This window comes from Pseudomonas sp. TNT2022 ID1044 (genome assembly GCF_028656895.1).
Classification (GTDB): Bacteria; Pseudomonadota; Gammaproteobacteria; order Pseudomonadales; family Pseudomonadaceae; genus Aquipseudomonas; species Aquipseudomonas reinekei.
Genome location: NZ_JAMDHB010000022.1, coordinates 501,371 through 516,393, shown reverse-complemented (window position 1 = coordinate 516,393; position 15,023 = coordinate 501,371). Strand labels below are relative to the sequence as shown.

The following is a 15,023-nucleotide window of genomic DNA, read 5'->3' as shown; positions in this document are numbered from 1 at the left end:
CGAAAACACTTAGCGGGCCGGATCGACGCGGACCTTCACCGGCTGTGGGTCGGAACCGTCCAGTCGCACGGCGTGATTTTCGGTGGTAATAAACATCAGTTGGCCGTCGACTTCAATGCGGGCACTCACTGAGTAACGGTGGTTGGGTTCTATCTTCAGCGGGTCGTAGCTGAGATGGAACGCCAATGGTACCTGACCTTTTACCGGGCCTCGTTGTTCGTCGATGATCTTCGCCGGGGCGTCGGCGAGTGAGATGTCCTGCAGGCTGACGCTGAGGGTCGCGTTCGGTGGCAGGGCGATGCGTTGCAGATAGAACACCTCGCCATCGAGGCTGGCTTTAGGCGCAGGCTGCATGGATTGGCAGGCTCCCAGCAGGGCGACGAGCCCAAGGAGAGAAAGTTTTTTCATGGGGGCGGATCCTTGTCATTGGCGCCCAAGAGGACGGACGCCAACAATAATCTAGCGGATTTTCCGGCAACGTTGGTTACTGGTCAGGTATCGGGTTAAGTACAACGGACTCCGGATAAACCGAAATCGGGTTGCGATATCTGTTTTCAGTACCCGTTAGGGTATAGCGTTTGCCTGGAGCGACTGAATCGGGATCGTATTCCAGGTAAAACGAGGTGGCCATCTGTTCGCTGATCGTGACTTGTGTGAGTTGTACATCGGTAGCGTCGTGTTGATGGGCGGCAATAGTCAGTGCGTGCTCAGGTTCAATGATCCGAGGCTCCTGTGTCTGAACAAAGAGCCGACCAATCGGGCTTAGATTAATAGTCTGTCGGTGTGGCGCACGATGAACTACCACGAAGTAGTCCAGATCGATCAGCAGCGGAATACCGTTGTGAGTCATGTTGACCTTTATAAGGTATTTGACGCTCACATCATCATGGTTATGTGGGAACGAGTAGTTCCAGCGACCGCCGCGCAATACGCAATATGACTGCTCAGCTACTTTGGTTGGAGGGTTAGTGTGGGCGGTATAGACGTTGATATGGGTTTCACCGTCGCCATCGTCAGGAGGGTAATAGTCTTGCGGCATACTAAGGGTGAGGGTGATGTACTGGTGTTGGTTGTCGATAGTGCTCATCGCGAAGTCCGTCTCGTGATTGATTGATTGAAGTAGTGCTATTAATTCATAAGTTGAGCGCTAAAAGAACGTCCGTGTTCTTTTGGTAGTTGTCTTAAAGTTTCAAACTAAGTAGAGGGTATTAGATCCGCCGCATCTTCACTGCGATGCAACGCCACCTGCCGGATCGACAAGCGAATCTCCGCCGGCAGTACCCGTTTAGCTGCACCTTCGGCCAGTTCGCCAAGCAGTTCGTGATAACTCAGCTTGCCGGCTTCGTCGCGCTTGAGCACGTCGAGATCGAGCAGGGTCTGGATGAAGTGGCGGAACAGGCTCTTGTCGAAGAACTCCGGGGCGTTCAAACCATGCAGGATAGAGAGGCGCTGGGCCATGACTGTGCACAGGTCTTCCAGCTCTTCGGCGCTGATGCTGTTCTGGCCACTGTTGAGCAGCAGGGACACGGTCATGTAGAAGCGCTGCAAGGTCTGGGCGATGCTTTTCGACAACAGCGTCAGCAACACGAAATGCCGCGAACTCGGTGCCGGACGCAGGTAGACGTCGTTCTCGAAACGCAACAGGCCTTGCTCGACGAACGCTTCCAGCCATTGATCGATTACCGCGTCGAGCTCATCCAGCGACCAGCGAATGAACAGCTCCGCCTGCAGGTACGGATACAGCGCGCGGGTGTAGCGCAGGATCTGCTCGCGGCTCATGCGTGACGCACTCTGGAAGAAGCTCGCCAGCAGCGCCGGCAGCGCGAAAATGTGCAGCACGTTGTTGCGGTAGTAGGTCATCAGGACGGCGTTCTGCTCATCCAGATACAGAATCTTGCCCAACGCATCGCTCTGCTCGGACAGCAAGTCCATGTCCTTGACGTGCTCGATCAACGCGCGGCCGTCGCCTTCCGGCAACGTGGTGTGCGGTGAGTACGGCACCTTGCGCAACAGCGCCAGATACAGGTCCAGCACCCGCGCCATCGCGCGATCATCCAGGGCCAGGCGGCTGGTGGACAGCAGCGCCAGCGCGACGAGGTTGACCGGGTTGATCGCCGCCGCTTCGTTGAGATGCTGTGCGACTTTCTCGCCAAGGCGGTTGGTGGTTTCGTTGAGCCAGGCCGGTTTGAATTGCGGACCGAGCTCCTGTTGGCGCCAGTCCGGCTGTTCACTGTCGAGGAATTCGGCCAGTTTGATTGGCTCGCCGAAGTTCACTGCCACTTGGCCAAAGCGCTGCTTGAGCGCGCCGATGACTTTGAAGATGTCGAAGATCGATTCTTTCTTCTTGGTCGCACCGCGCAGTTCGCCGAGATACGTCCGGCCCTCCAGCACACGCTCGTAACCGATGTACACCGGCACGAACACAATGGGCATGCGAGACGAACGCAGGAAGCTGCGCAGGGTGATCGCCAGCATCCCGGTTTTCGGTTGCAGCATGCGCCCGGTGCGCGAACGGCCGCCCTCGACGAAGTACTCCACCGGGAAGCCTTTGGTGAACAGGGTATGCAGGTATTCGTTGAACACCGAGGTGTAGAGCGGGTTGCCCTTGAACGTGCGGCGCATGAAGAACGCGCCGCCACGGCGCAGCAGGCTGCCGATCACCGGCATGTTCAGGTTGATCCCGGCGGCGATGTGCGGCGGGGTCAGGCCATTGCGGAACAGCAAGTAGGACAGCAGCAGATAGTCGATGTGGCTGCGGTGGCACGGCACGTAGATCACTTCGTGACCCTGGGCGACCTTTTGCACGCCTTCGATGTGGTTGACCTTGATGCCGTCGTAGATCTTGTTCCAGAACCAGCTCAGCACCACTTCGAGGAAACGGATGGCCGTGTAGGTGTAGTCCGAGGCGATCTCGTTACCGTAGCGCAGGGCCTGGGCCTTGGCTTTCTCCGGCGAGATGTTCTCGCGCTCGGCTTCTTCAAGGATCGCTTGCTTGACCAGAGGCTGGTTGATCAGCCCCTTCACCAGGTTGCGACGGTGGGAAATGTCCGGGCCGATGACGGCGGCTTTCAGGTTACGGAAGTGCATCCGCAGGATACGCTGGGCCATGCGCACGGTGCGCTCGTGGCCCTTGTTGTGGTCGATCAGTTCGCGCAGGTGGATCGGCGCGGAGAACTGCACGCGGGTCTTGCGCCCCAGCACGATAATGCTGAGCAGGCGACGCAAGCGGCCGGTGACGGCCCAGCTATCGGCGAACAACAGTTTCCACGGACTCGATTCGCTGTCGGGCGACTGGCCCCAGAACACGCTGACCGGAATGATTTGCGCGTCTTCGGCGGCGTTCTGGCTCAGGGCGCTGACCAGGCGGGTCAGGGTCGGCGGTGCGCCGCGCTTGTCCTGACGGCCAAGCCAGTCGGGATCGGGTGTCAGGTAGAAGAACGCGGCCGGTTCCAGCAGATTGCCCACCGATACCGGCAGCACCGGGCGAGGCAGGCCGGCCTTGCTGCATTCGGTGTCGACAACCGCAAGGTCGGTCAGCGAAGGGTTTTGCAGGACGTAGAACACCGGACGACTGCGGTCGAGGTTGAGGGTGAACGACGACTGGTTGATCGTCTCCGAGCGAACCCAGAGATACAACAGTCGGCGCAGGGTGCCAAACACAAGACGGCGGAACGGGGAGCGGGTCATACGGCTTCTGCATGAGTGAATAAAACCGAGCGTTTGCTCGGGAGGGCGATAGTGTGCCGGATTCGTCGAAAATCGGCAAAAAAGCAGTCAACCAATCTGTAGTTGAGAGTTTCTGTGCCTGTCATATACTCGGCCGCTCAAAATAAAAACAAAGGGGGTACTGACATGGCTACGCGCGAAACCGGCAATGTGAAGTGGTTCAACGACGCCAAGGGCTACGGCTTTATTCAACGCGAGGACGGGGTGGACGTGTTCGTGCATTACCGCGCGATTCGCGGTGAAGGCCACCGTTCGCTGACCGAAGGCCAGCAGGTTGAATATGCGGTGGTAACGGGAGAGAAGGGTTTGCAGGCCGAAGACGTCGTCGGCTTGTAAGAAGACCTTGTAGGAGCTGGCTTGCCAGCGATGACGGAGTGTCAGGCAGACCGCGTCGTCATGATCGCCAGCAAGCCGGCTCCTACAGGTTTAAATTGCTCTCGGATTACGCGGTTTTCCAGGTGATCTCTTCTTCACCATCGGCGCTGATGCGAATCCAGCGATCCGCCGTTTCCTCCCCTTCTTCCTCGACCCAGCTGCCCGGCGCACAACGCACTTCGACGTTCAGTGCGGCAAACGCAGCGCGGGCGCAGGCGATGTCGTCTTCCCACGGCGTCTGGTCACTTTCCAGGTAGAGGCTGTTCCACTTTCCTACGGCTTTCGGTAACCAGGTCACCGGCACGTTGCCGGCCTTGCATTTGTAGGTCTGACCTTTCTGGACCCAGTCGGTGCACGGACCCAATGCCGCACCGAGCCACGCGGATATGGCTTTGTGGTCGACGTCGGCGTCTTTCAGGTAAATCTCGATATCGGGTTGGCGCATGGATGTCCTCACTGCGTGTCTGAAAAATCCATTCGCGGATTTAGCCGGCCCCGTGCACGTGCCCGAGGCCAAAGGGTTATTGAAGAACGAAGTAATCGTAGCGCATCGATACGGTGGTCTCGAACGGCTCGGCCTGCTCGATCACCGCCGCACGACGCTCAGCACTGGCGCGCCAGCCGTGGGGTGTCATCGCCAACAGGTTGGCGCGGTCCTGGCCACTGACCAGTGTCAGCTTGAACGTCAGCGTCTCGCTGTGCGCCAGCATCATGCCTTCCGGCACCAGGTCCAGGTGCTTGTCGTCAATGTATTCACGGACTTCGTCGTACAGCCGCTCACGCAATTCCATCAGGTGGCCGCTGGTCGGTCCAACTTTCATCAGGCCGCCGCCGGGGCTGAGCAGGCGTTTCGCTTCATCCCAGTCCAGCGGGCTGAAAACGCTGGCCAGAAACTGGCAGCTACCGGAAGCCAACGGCACCCGTGCCATGCTGGCGATCAACCAGGTCAGTTTCGGATTGCGTTTGCAGGCGCGTTTGACTGCTTCGCGGGAAATGTCCAGGGCGTAGCCTTCGGCATCCGGCAAGGCATCGGCGATTTGCGCGGTGTAGTAACCCTCGCCACAACCAATGTCGAGCCAACGTTGCGGCGCATAGCTCGCTGCCAGCTCCGCCAGACGCTTGGCCACCGGCGCGTAGTGCCCGGCGTTCAGGAAGTCACGGCGGGCTTCGACCATCGCCTGGTTATCCCCGGGGTCACGGCTGTTCTTGTGCTGCACTGGCAACAGGTTCAGGTAACCCTGACGCGCGCGGTCGAAACGATGCCCGGCGGGGCAGGCCACGCCGTTGTCCACCGCATTGAGCGGTTCGCTGCAGATCGGACACGCGAGCATCAGGCGAGCAACTTGATCAGGGTCTGATAGTAGATTTCGGTCAGCACATCGAGGTCGGCCGCCAATACCCGCTCGTTGACCTGGTGGATGGTCGCGTTGACCGGCCCCAACTCAACCACTTGCGTGCCCATCGTCGCAATAAAACGCCCGTCGGAAGTGCCACCGCTGGTGGACGCTTTGGTCTCACGGCCCGTGATGTCCTTGATGCTCGACGACACCGCGTCGAGCAGTGCGCCCGGTTCGGTGAGGAACGGCAGACCGGACAGCGCCCAGTCGATATGCCAGTCCAGGGCGTGTTTGTCGAGGATGTCGGCGACGCGCTTTTGCAGGCCTTCAACGGTGGACTCGGTGGAAAAGCGGAAGTTGAACACCGCCACCAGGTCACCCGGAATCACGTTGGTCGCGCCGGTCCCGGAATTGACGTTGGAGATCTGGAAACTGGTCGGCGGGAAGAAGTCGTTGCCGTGGTCCCAGTGCTCGGCGGCCAGTTCGGCCAGTGCCGGGGCGGCGAGGTGAATCGGGTTTTTCGCCAGGTGCGGATAAGCCACATGGCCCTGCTTGCCGCGCACGGTCAGCCTGGCGCCGAGGGAGCCGCGACGACCGTTCTTGACCACGTCGCCCACCAGCGTGGTGCTCGACGGTTCGCCGACGATGCACCAGTCCAGACGCTCCTTGCGCGCCGCCAGACGCTCGACCACAGCCTTGGTGCCGTGATGCGCCGGGCCTTCTTCGTCGCTGGTGATCAGGAACGCGACCTTGCCCTTGTGATCCGGGTAGTCGGCGACAAAGCGCTCGGCGGCCACGGTCATCGATGCCAGGCTGCCTTTCATGTCCGCCGCGCCACGGCCGCAGAGCATGCCGTGTTCGTCGATTACCGCGTTGAACGGGTCGATCTGCCAGGCGGCTACCGGGCCGGTCGGCACTACGTCGGTGTGACCGGCGAAGCACAGCACCGGACCGTCGTGTTTGCCGTGGGTGGCCCAGAAGTTATCCACATCTTCGATGCGCATCGGCTCGAGTGCAAAACCGGCATCGCCCAGGCGCTGCATCATCTGCTTCTGGCAATCGGCGTCGACCGGCGTCACGGACGGACGGCGGATCAGGTCGATGGCGAGTTGGAGGGTCGGCGAAAGGTCGGCGTGGGCCGTCATGGAAAACTCCGGAAATCATGAATGTGGGCGCGGACTAAATGTGGGAGCCAGCCTGCTGGCGATGGCGGTGTGGCAGTCAACATAAACAGTGATTGTTACATTGCCATCGCCAGCAGGCTGGCTCCCACAGGGATGGATATCACGCCAAGCCCCGCAAAATGGCGGTTATCTTAAAGCAAAACGGCGACCATTGGCCGCCGTTTAGTGCATCCGCCCATATTTAGACAGCAGGTGCCGTTTCAGCCCTGGATGCCGGTTTCGGCAGCGACGACAGGAACGCCATGATCAGTGCCGCCACGTACGGCAGCGACTGCACCAGCAACATCGTCACCCAGAAGCGCATGTCATTGCTCGGCAAACCCTGCACCAGGAAAATCCCCAGCGCCGCGCCCCACAACAGCATCATGATGAACATCTCTTCGCGGGCTTCCGAAATCGCCACCCAGAAGCCATGGTTATCGGCATTTTTCGGCGTGCGGAAGAACGGAATGCTGCTGGTGAAAAAGCCGTACAGCACCGCTTTGGCGATGGTGTGCGACAACGCCAGCCCGGCCAGCGCCGCGCAGAACGCATCTTTGAGGTTCACGCCCACCGCACGGCGGTAGAGGAAGATGATCTTGCCGACCTTGAACACGAACAGCGCCAACGGCGGGATCGCGAAAATCAGCAGCGGCGGATCGACCCGTTGCGGCACGATGATCATCGCCGCCGACCACAACAGCGCACCGACGGTGAAGAAGATGTTCATACCGTCCGCCACCCACGGCAACCAGCCCGCGAGGAAGTGGTAGCGCTGGCCACGGGTCAGTTCGGTGTCCTTGCCGCGCAACAGGCTGGCGGTGTGACGCTTGATGATCTGAATCGCACCGTAGGCCCAGCGGAAGCGCTGTTTCTTGAAGTCGATAAAGGTATCGGGCATCAGGCCCTTGCCGTAGCTGTCGTGGTAATACGCCGCCGACAAGCCTTTTTCGAACACGCGCAGGCCCAGTTCGGCGTCTTCACAGATGCACCAGTCAGCCCAGCCGAGTTCTTCGAGCACCGAGCGACGAGTCATGGTCATGGTGCCGTGCTGGATGATCGCGTCACGGTCGTTGCGGGTGACCATGCCGATGTGGAAGAAGCCTTTGTATTCCGCGTAGCAGAGCTTCTTGAAGGTGCTTTCGTTCTGGTCGCGATAGTCCTGTGGCGACTGCACCACGGCGATTTTCGGATCGGCGAAGTGCGGCACCATGTGCTTGAGCCAGTTCGGATCAACGCAGTAATCGGAGTCGATCACCGCGATCACTTCCGCATCCTTGGCGGTGTGCGCAATCAGGTAGTTCAACGCGCCGCCCTTGAAACCGGCCAATGGCGCAACGTGGAAGAACTTGAAGCGCGGGCCGAGGGTTTCGCAATAGTCGCGAACCGGTTCCCAGACCGCCGGGTCCTTGGTGTTGTTGTCGATGATCAAGACTTCGAAGTCCGGATAGTCGAGGTTGGCCAAGGCATTGAGGGTCTGTTTGACCATCTCCGGCGGCTCGTTGTAGCACGGCACATGGATCGAGACTTTCGGGCGGTACGTGGAGTCGCCTTCCACCGGCAGGAACTCGCGCCGGCGTTTGTGCACCCACACGGCTTCTGCCAGTTCATGGGCTTCGGTGAGCAACACGATGAACACCCCGAGCGCACCGAGGGCGAGCAAGAATCCAACCGTCAGGCTGAACCAGGTGCTGTATTGCTGGCTGTAGTCATAACCGATCCACACCAGCACCGAACCGCACAGGAACGCAACAAAGGTCAGGAAGGTCCGGCCACGTTGACGCAGGGCAGAACCGTCGATCATCAGCAAAGTCAGCGACAGCAGCGCCAGCACCACGGAACCGATGGCCAGTACGCGCCATTGCGGAATCGCCACTACCGGGCCTTCGAAATTGAATTTCTGCTGGCGCGCGGCGTTGAACACGCCCCAATAGGCGCCCACGGAACCTTCGTCGCTGGCCTTCCAGGGCTGGTCAAACGCTTCGATCACAAAGTAGTTGAAGCCTTGGCGGTTGAGCTTGTTGACCAGGGTTCGCAGATAGATCGCCTGGTCTGCCGGCGAGGCATCGGCGCCACCGCGCATGCGACCGTTGCTCGGCCAACCCACTTCGGACAGCAGCAGCGGTTTTTTCGGGAACATCTTTTTCAGGTCGCGGGCGCGGTCGAGGACGAACTGCCCGGCCTTGTCCATGGGAACGAACTCCCAGTACGGCAGAACGTGCGCGGCGATCAGGTCGACATGCCTGGCCAGTTCCGGGTGCTCTTCCCAGACGTGCCACTGCTCGGACGTGGTCACCGGCACTTTCACGGCAGCACGGACGCGGTCCAGCAGAACGCTGAGTTCCTGGGCGGTGATTTCCTTGCGGAAGATCGCCTCGTTACCGACCACCACGCGAACCACGCTGCGCGAGGAATTGGCGATTTCGATGGCGCGGGTGATTTCCCGTTCGTTGCGTTCCTGGTCCGGGCTGATCCAGATCCCCAGCGTTACCCGCAGGCCGAACTCTTCCGCCAGTTTGGGGATGTTCTCCAGCGTGCCGTCGACCGAGTAAGTTCGGATGTTGTCCGTCAGCTTGCTCATGATCTCCAGGTCGTGACGCATTTGATCGTCGGTCGGGTACTGTTCTTTTTGTGGGAATTGACCTTGCTGGAACGGCGAATACGAGAAGCCGGAGATTTGTTCAGGCCAGTTGGGAGCGGTGACCGGGCGATTGATCAACGCCCAGAAGCCGGTAAACAAGGCAGCGATGGCGAGCACCACCACCAGGTTGAGTCCAAATTTACGCGATGACATAGCTATTTCAGGTTCCAAAGACTGTGGAACAAATGAACGGTCGGCGGCCGCAGAAGGGCGCGCATCCTACACTGGCGCTTCACTGAACGTACACCGGACAGGGAAATACCGGACATTGGGCAATGTGCTTTCACATAAGTTCTTACACTTGCAGCGGGAAACTTAAAACTTGACGCTGTGAAGCCCTATAATGCGCGCCGGTTTTTGGGGTAATGGTCATGAGTACAGAAGATCCGCGGTTTGCTGGCATCGCCCGCTTGTATGGCATCGAAGGCCTGGAGCGCTTGAAAGCCGCCCATGTGGCGATCGTCGGCGTCGGTGGCGTCGGTTCCTGGGCGGCGGAAGCCATGGCCCGGTGTGGTGTGGGCGAGATTTCGCTGTTCGACCTCGACGACGTCTGCGTCAGCAACGCCAACCGTCAGTTGCATGCACTGGACAGCACCGTCGGCAAACCCAAAGTAGAGGTGATGGCCGAGCGCTTGCGCGGCATCAACCCGGACTGCACGGTGCACGCCGTGCCGGACTTCGTGACCCGCGACACCATGGCTGAATACATCACGCCGAACATCGATTGCGTGATCGACTGCATCGACAGCGTGAATGCGAAAGCGGCACTGATCGCCTGGTGCAAGCGCCGCAAGATCCAGATCATCACCACCGGCGGCGCGGGCGGGCAGATCGATCCGACGTTGATCCAGGTGTGCGATCTCAACCGTACGTTCAATGACCCGCTGGCCTCGAAAGTGCGCTCCACGCTGCGTCGTGACTATGGCTTCTCGCGCACCGTGACCCGCCATTACAGCGTGCCGTGCGTGTTCTCCACCGAGCAACTGCGCTATCCGAAACCGGACGGCAGCATTTGCTTGCAGAAGAGTTTTGTCGGCGATGGCGTGAAGCTCGACTGCGCCGGTGGCTTTGGCGCGGTGATGATGGTGACGGCGACGTTTGGCATGGTCGCGGCGACCAAGGCTGTGGACAAGATTGTGGCAGGCGTGCGGCGGCCGGCGGAGCGGGTCAAACCCCAAACTTGAACCCTTCCCTGTAGGCGCCGGCTTGCTGGCGATTCGGGCGACACGGTATGCCTGACACCGCGGCGCTTGGATCGCCAGCAAGCCGGCTCCTACGGGATTGTGTGGCGCCGAATAATCTTCATGAAGCCGCGAAAGCTAACTCGCGCATCCGCTGAAGCACTGCATTCAATCCGTTACTGCGCGACTGCGACAACTGCCGCCCCAGCCCCAACTGGTTGAACCACTCCGGTAAATCCACCTGCTGCAATTCAGTCGCCGACAAGCCATTGACCCGCGCCAGCAGTAACGCCACTAGCCCACGAATCAACCGCGCATCGCTGTTGGCGCTGAATTGCCAATGGCCTTCGCGCAATTCGCCCACCAGCCACACCTGGCTTTCACAGCCGTGCACGCGGTTGGCTTCACACATCTGTGCATCGCTCAACGCAGGCAGACGTTCGCCCCACTGCATCAACAACCGCGCCCGCTGTTCCCAGCCAGCGGCGGCCTGAAAGGTTTCGAGTGCGCAAACGGCATCGTCAGGCAGGTTCATCGCAACAACTCCAGTGCCTGATCCAGCGCCTCAAAGAACCGTTCAAGATCTTCTGAATCATTGTAGAGCGCCAACGAAACCCGGATCGCTCCGGCCAGTTCGAAGCGTTTAAGTAGCGGCATGGCGCAATGATGACCGGCGCGCACCGCGATGCCTTGCTCGGTCAGCAAATGTGCCAGATCCGAGTTGTGCACGCCCTCGATGGTGAAGCTGGCCAGCGCCAGTTGCGGCTTGCCGAGCAAGCGAATGCCGTTGCGTGCCTCAAGACCTTTGAGCAGATAGTCATGCAGCGCCGCTTCATGGGCAGACACGGCGTCCTGATCGAGTCCGGCGAGATAATCCAGGGTTGCCCCCAGGCCGATCACACTGGCGATTGGCGGTGTTCCAGCCTCGAAACCCAAGGGGGCCGGGCGAAAACGTGCGTCGTGGTAGTTAGCGTCCAGCACCATCTCGCCACCGAACTGCCACGGCCGCAACTGTTGCAACGCTTCGTTGCGGCCGAACAGCACTCCGAGGCCATCGGGGCCGTAGAGCTTGTGGCTGGAAAATACATAAAAATCACAGCCCAGCGCTTGCACGTCATGGCGACCATGGACCACGCCTTGTGCGCCATCGATCACGGTCAATGCGTTGTGCGCCTTGGCCATCGCCAGCAACTCAGGCAGAGGCTGCCAGGCGCCGATCACGTTGGATAATTGGCTGATGGCCAGCAGCCGCGTGCGCGGACCGATCAAGCCGGCGGCGGCTTCAAGGTCGATCACACCGTCGACATCCAGTGGCAGGATCACCAGTTTCAGGTCGCGGCGGTGCGCCAGTTGCTGCCACGGCAGCAGGTTGGCGTGATGCTCCAGAGCGCTGATGACAATTTCATCGCCTGCATGGAACAGGTGTTCCAGGCCATAGGCCAGGAGGTTCAGCGCAGAAGTGGCGCCGTGGGTAAAGATAATCTGTCCGCGGTCACCGGCATTGAGCCATTGCGCGACTTTGCGGCGGCTGTCCTCAAAGGCCTGGGTTGCGTGAGCGCCGGGCAGATGTTGTGCCCGATGCACGTTGGCTGCGCCGTTGGCGTAGTAATGCGTCAGGGCATCCAGCAGGGCTTGAGGTTTTTGCGTGGTGGCGGCGTTGTCCAGATAGGTCTGGCCTTGCCGTTGCAGGGCGGCGATGGCCGGAAAGTCGGCGCGCCAGGGAGAGGGAATCATCATGCTGTCGGGCCCTGGTGAACATGGGCGGGGTGTACACGGCACCTTGTGGGAGCAAGCCTGCTCGCGATGGCGTCCGTAAGTCCGCCAAAAAGCATCGCGAGCAGGCTCGCTCCCACAGGTGCCTGCGGCACTTAGTTGTGAGCGTGCAGCGCTTCGTTCAGTTCGATCGCCGATTTGTGGGTTTTGCATTCCACGGCACCGGTTTCCGAATTGCGACGGAACAACAGGTCGGTCTGGCCAGCCAGTTCACGAGCCTTCACCACTTTGACCAGCTTGTTGTTCTCGTCCAGCAGCGCCACTTTGGTACCAGCGGTCACGTACAGGCCCGACTCAACAGTATTGCGGTCACCCAACGGGATGCCGATACCGGCGTTGGCGCCGATCAGGCAGCCTTCGCCAACCTTGATCACGATGTTGCCGCCGCCCGACAGGGTGCCCATGGTCGAGCAACCGCCGCCCAAGTCCGAGCCCTTGCCGACGAATACGCCAGCGGACACGCGGCCTTCGATCATGCCCGGGCCTTCGGTGCCGGCGTTGAAGTTGATGAAGCCTTCGTGCATCACGGTGGTGCCTTCGCCCACGTAGGCGCCCAGACGCAGACGCGCGGCGTCAGCGATACGCACGCCGGCCGGAACCACGTAGTCAGTCATTTTCGGGAACTTGTCCACCGAGAACACTTCCAGCAACTCGCCACGCAGGCGGGCTTCCAGTTGATGCTCGGCCAGTTCGGACAGGTCGATCGCGCCCTGGCTGGTCCAGGCCACGTTCGGCAGCAGCGGGAAGATGCCGGCCAGGTTCAGGCCGTGCGGCTTGACCAGGCGATGGGACAACAGGTGCAGCTTGAGGTACGCCTCAGGGGTCGAAGACAGTTGGGCGTCTTCAGCCAGCACGGTGGCGACCAGCGGCTTGTGGCTTTCGGCCAGACGGGTCAGCAGGGCTGCCTGTGCAGCGTCGACGCCTTTGACGGCTTCGGCCAGTTGCGAAGCCTGAGCGGTGGTGAAAGTGATGGCCTGGTTGCCTTCGCTGTAGCCCAGGATCGGTGCGATGGCAGCGACCAGTTCCGCCGACGGGTTGAGCAGTGGCTGTGCGTAAAACACTTCCAGCCATGCGCCTTGACGGTTTTGAGTGCCGACACCAAAGGCCAGGCTGAATGGGGTAGTGGACATGTTGATACCTCTAACAAATTGAACGGGCTGCTTACTTGAGTGCGGCCGCGTAGATATCTGGCTTGAAGCCAATCAGGGTTCGGTCACCGAGATCGAGCACCGGGCGCTTGATCATCGAAGGTTGTGCGAGCATCAGTTCAATGGCTTTCGACTGGTCGAGATCGGCTTTGCGTTCGTCGTCGAGCTTGCGAAAGGTCGTGCCTGCACGGTTCAACACCACTTCCCAGCCGTGCTCGTTGCACCATTGGGTCAGGTGTTCGCGGTCGATACCGACCGCTTTGTAATCATGGAAGTCATAGCTGACAGCGTGTTCATCGAGCCAGGTGCGCGCCTTTTTCATGGTGTCGCAGGCTTTGATGCCGAAAAGGTGCAACGTTTTGCTTGAAACGGTCAAGGAATTGCCCCCTTTACAGGTGCCGGAAATAAAAGGTCCGGGATTATGCCATGGAAGCGCAAATCCTGTGGGAGCGAGGTCGCGATGGCGGCTTAACATTCAACATTGATGATGGCTGATCCGACGCTATCGGGAGCAAGCTCGGCTCCTGCAGGGTTTTGGGGGATTGCTGCGTGCAACATCGGTGCAAAGGTCAATACACAGTCTAAGCGGCTAATATGGCACTTCAAAGCTGTCGATCGCCCAGGAACCCGGCGTTACGCAAATCGCCTGCACCGTCCAGATCATGCTGGTGATGTTCGGCGTTTCACGCCTGGCCGGCACTATTGATGCGCAGGCTGCAGAGCGAGGCGCTGATGAACGATGCCTAAGGTCTTGTGACGTTCAACGTCATCACCGGATTGGTGATGACGTGCTTCGAGAGATGTTGAGGAAGCGGGACCTAAGTGAGGCTGATCTGGGGGGGGTGAAATAGCCAATTACTTGCCTGGCAGGCGCGGTAGTTTGTATTGCGCATTGTCGTTAGTCCTTGGGATAAGCCATTTGCATAATCGCAATATCTCCGTCACTGATGGCCCATGTTTCCGACTGGGCCCAATTGTCAATAGTCCATTCAGGAATGACTTCATAATGCATGACGGAGTCTCCGTCATAAGGGAGGTAAGTGTGTTGGTTGTTTCGAGGGAGGGGCAAGATATTTGTGTCGACTACACTCTTACTCCAGCCAAAATGTTCTGCGCAATATTTATAAGTGTTCTCGACATTCCAGGGGATTGCAGAATCGGGGTGCTGGTGAGCGTGTTCCGCCCCAAGGGCATGTCCGAATTCGTGCATAACCGCATACTTGAATCGGCTGTCGCCGGGCACCCATTTCAGAAACATGCTAGGGCCGCGCCTAAGTTCGTCAGTTCCGCCGATGTCGTCGATAAGGGCGTCTGTACCGACCGCAGAGGACTGAGCGCCGTCTGGTGGGTTTAAAAAGATTCGGATATCGCCAATCTCGCCATTTATAAAGTCAAACTTCAGGTTAACGTAGGGGAGCCATTCACTGGCGGCATCCTTTACCGCTGCAATAGCTTCCGCACTGGCGTCGTACATGGCGATTTTGAGCGTTTTTCCGTTTTTCCAATACTTTGTATGGGATCCAATATTTCTTGTCGGGCGACTTGAAGGACGGGTGTTGGAATTAAGAGGGCGTTCTTGGGTCGCGGCGTTATAAGAAGAGGAGTTACTAGTGGGGGTGATTGTTGTGCAGGGGATAAATGAAGTCATGATTGTACGTCCGTGTTTCAAACAAGAGGTT

General features: G+C 59.4%; 14 protein-coding genes. 2 read left to right on the top strand and 12 right to left on the bottom strand.

Annotated elements, in window-relative coordinates:
• Positions 1-9 precede the first annotated feature (9 nt).
• From M5G20_RS24820 to plsB, 3 genes are all read right to left on the bottom strand, one after another.
• A complete protein-coding gene (locus tag M5G20_RS24820) occupies positions 10-408 on the bottom strand; it encodes a YbaY family lipoprotein (RefSeq protein WP_273921312.1) in 399 nt (132 codons plus the stop codon).
• Positions 409-484: 76 nt separating this feature from the next.
• Positions 485-1,087 carry a hypothetical protein gene (locus tag M5G20_RS24815; RefSeq protein WP_273921311.1) on the bottom strand — a complete coding sequence of 201 codons (603 nt, stop codon included), beginning with the start codon at positions 1,085-1,087 and terminating at the stop codon, positions 485-487.
• Positions 1,088-1,194: 107 nt separating this feature from the next.
• On the bottom strand, positions 1,195-3,687 hold the full coding sequence (gene plsB / locus M5G20_RS24810; protein ID WP_273921310.1) for a glycerol-3-phosphate 1-O-acyltransferase PlsB: 2,493 nt from the start codon (positions 3,685-3,687) through the stop codon (positions 1,195-1,197).
• Positions 3,688-3,852: 165 nt separating this feature from the next.
• Between plsB and M5G20_RS24805 the strand changes: the two genes are divergently transcribed.
• Positions 3,853-4,062, top strand: a complete 210-nt coding sequence (locus tag M5G20_RS24805) for a cold-shock protein (RefSeq protein WP_007964248.1) — start codon at positions 3,853-3,855, stop codon at positions 4,060-4,062.
• Positions 4,063-4,168: 106 nt separating this feature from the next.
• Here the strand turns inward: M5G20_RS24805 and M5G20_RS24800 are convergent, their stop codons facing one another.
• The 4 genes from M5G20_RS24800 to M5G20_RS24785 form a co-directional block, all read right to left on the bottom strand.
• Positions 4,169-4,546, bottom strand: a complete 378-nt coding sequence (locus M5G20_RS24800; protein WP_020799880.1) for a hypothetical protein — start codon at positions 4,544-4,546, stop codon at positions 4,169-4,171.
• Between the two features lie 76 nt (positions 4,547-4,622).
• Entirely contained in the window at positions 4,623-5,432 is an 810-nt protein-coding gene (locus tag M5G20_RS24795; RefSeq protein WP_273921309.1) for a putative RNA methyltransferase, read from the bottom strand.
• Positions 5,432-6,583, bottom strand: coding sequence for a succinyl-diaminopimelate desuccinylase (gene dapE / locus M5G20_RS24790; RefSeq protein ID WP_273921308.1), 1,152 nt, complete (start codon positions 6,581-6,583; stop codon positions 5,432-5,434). The genes M5G20_RS24795 and dapE overlap by 1 nt, the downstream gene beginning before the upstream one ends.
• A gap of 220 nt (positions 6,584-6,803) precedes the next feature.
• Positions 6,804-9,395: a glycosyltransferase gene (locus tag M5G20_RS24785; RefSeq protein ID WP_273921307.1), complete on the bottom strand. Its 2,592-nt coding sequence runs from the start codon at positions 9,393-9,395 to the stop codon at positions 6,804-6,806.
• Positions 9,396-9,607: 212 nt separating this feature from the next.
• Here M5G20_RS24785 and tcdA point away from each other — a divergent pair, with 212 nt between their 5' ends.
• Complete coding sequence (gene tcdA / locus M5G20_RS24780) at positions 9,608-10,426, top strand: tRNA cyclic N6-threonylcarbamoyladenosine(37) synthase TcdA (protein WP_273921306.1); 819 nt, start codon at positions 9,608-9,610, stop codon at positions 10,424-10,426.
• Positions 10,427-10,544: 118 nt separating this feature from the next.
• Here the strand turns inward: tcdA and M5G20_RS24775 are convergent, their stop codons facing one another.
• The 5 genes from M5G20_RS24775 to M5G20_RS24755 form a co-directional block, all read right to left on the bottom strand.
• Positions 10,545-10,958, bottom strand: coding sequence for a SufE family protein (locus M5G20_RS24775; RefSeq protein WP_273921305.1), 414 nt, complete (start codon positions 10,956-10,958; stop codon positions 10,545-10,547).
• On the bottom strand, positions 10,955-12,160 hold the full coding sequence (locus M5G20_RS24770) for an aminotransferase class V-fold PLP-dependent enzyme (RefSeq protein ID WP_273921304.1): 1,206 nt from the start codon (positions 12,158-12,160) through the stop codon (positions 10,955-10,957). The genes M5G20_RS24775 and M5G20_RS24770 overlap by 4 nt, the downstream gene beginning before the upstream one ends.
• Before the next feature lie 131 nt (positions 12,161-12,291).
• Positions 12,292-13,326, bottom strand: coding sequence for a 2,3,4,5-tetrahydropyridine-2,6-dicarboxylate N-succinyltransferase (gene dapD / locus M5G20_RS24765; RefSeq protein WP_150732093.1), 1,035 nt, complete (start codon positions 13,324-13,326; stop codon positions 12,292-12,294).
• Positions 13,327-13,357: 31 nt separating this feature from the next.
• Complete coding sequence (locus tag M5G20_RS24760; protein WP_008057297.1) at positions 13,358-13,720, bottom strand: ArsC family reductase; 363 nt, start codon at positions 13,718-13,720, stop codon at positions 13,358-13,360.
• 522 nt (positions 13,721-14,242) lie between these two features.
• Positions 14,243-14,992 carry a peptidase M12 gene (locus tag M5G20_RS24755; RefSeq protein WP_273921303.1) on the bottom strand — a complete coding sequence of 250 codons (750 nt, stop codon included), beginning with the start codon at positions 14,990-14,992 and terminating at the stop codon, positions 14,243-14,245.
• Positions 14,993-15,023: the final 31 nt, after the last annotated feature.

Excerpts from the sequence above, each read along its gene's own strand:
- M5G20_RS24820 (WP_273921312.1), bottom strand. The coding sequence starts at position 408 with ATGAAAAAACTTTCTCTCCTTGGGCTCGTCGCCCTGCTGGGAGCCTGC.
- M5G20_RS24815 (WP_273921311.1), bottom strand. The coding sequence starts at position 1,087 with ATGAGCACTATCGACAACCAACACCAGTACATCACCCTCACCCTTAGT.
- plsB (WP_273921310.1), bottom strand. The coding sequence starts at position 3,687 with ATGACCCGCTCCCCGTTCCGCCGTCTTGTGTTTGGCACCCTGCGCCGA.
- M5G20_RS24805 (WP_007964248.1), top strand. The coding sequence starts at position 3,853 with ATGGCTACGCGCGAAACCGGCAATGTGAAGTGGTTCAACGACGCCAAG.
- M5G20_RS24800 (WP_020799880.1), bottom strand. The coding sequence starts at position 4,546 with ATGCGCCAACCCGATATCGAGATTTACCTGAAAGACGCCGACGTCGAC.
- M5G20_RS24795 (WP_273921309.1), bottom strand. The coding sequence starts at position 5,432 with ATGCTCGCGTGTCCGATCTGCAGCGAACCGCTCAATGCGGTGGACAAC.
- dapE (WP_273921308.1), bottom strand. The coding sequence starts at position 6,583 with ATGACGGCCCACGCCGACCTTTCGCCGACCCTCCAACTCGCCATCGAC.
- M5G20_RS24785 (WP_273921307.1), bottom strand. The coding sequence starts at position 9,395 with ATGTCATCGCGTAAATTTGGACTCAACCTGGTGGTGGTGCTCGCCATC.
- tcdA (WP_273921306.1), top strand. The coding sequence starts at position 9,608 with ATGGTCATGAGTACAGAAGATCCGCGGTTTGCTGGCATCGCCCGCTTG.
- M5G20_RS24775 (WP_273921305.1), bottom strand. The coding sequence starts at position 10,958 with ATGAACCTGCCTGACGATGCCGTTTGCGCACTCGAAACCTTTCAGGCC.
- M5G20_RS24770 (WP_273921304.1), bottom strand. The coding sequence starts at position 12,160 with ATGATGATTCCCTCTCCCTGGCGCGCCGACTTTCCGGCCATCGCCGCC.
- dapD (WP_150732093.1), bottom strand. The coding sequence starts at position 13,326 with ATGTCCACTACCCCATTCAGCCTGGCCTTTGGTGTCGGCACTCAAAAC.
- M5G20_RS24755 (WP_273921303.1), bottom strand. The coding sequence starts at position 14,992 with ATGACTTCATTTATCCCCTGCACAACAATCACCCCCACTAGTAACTCC.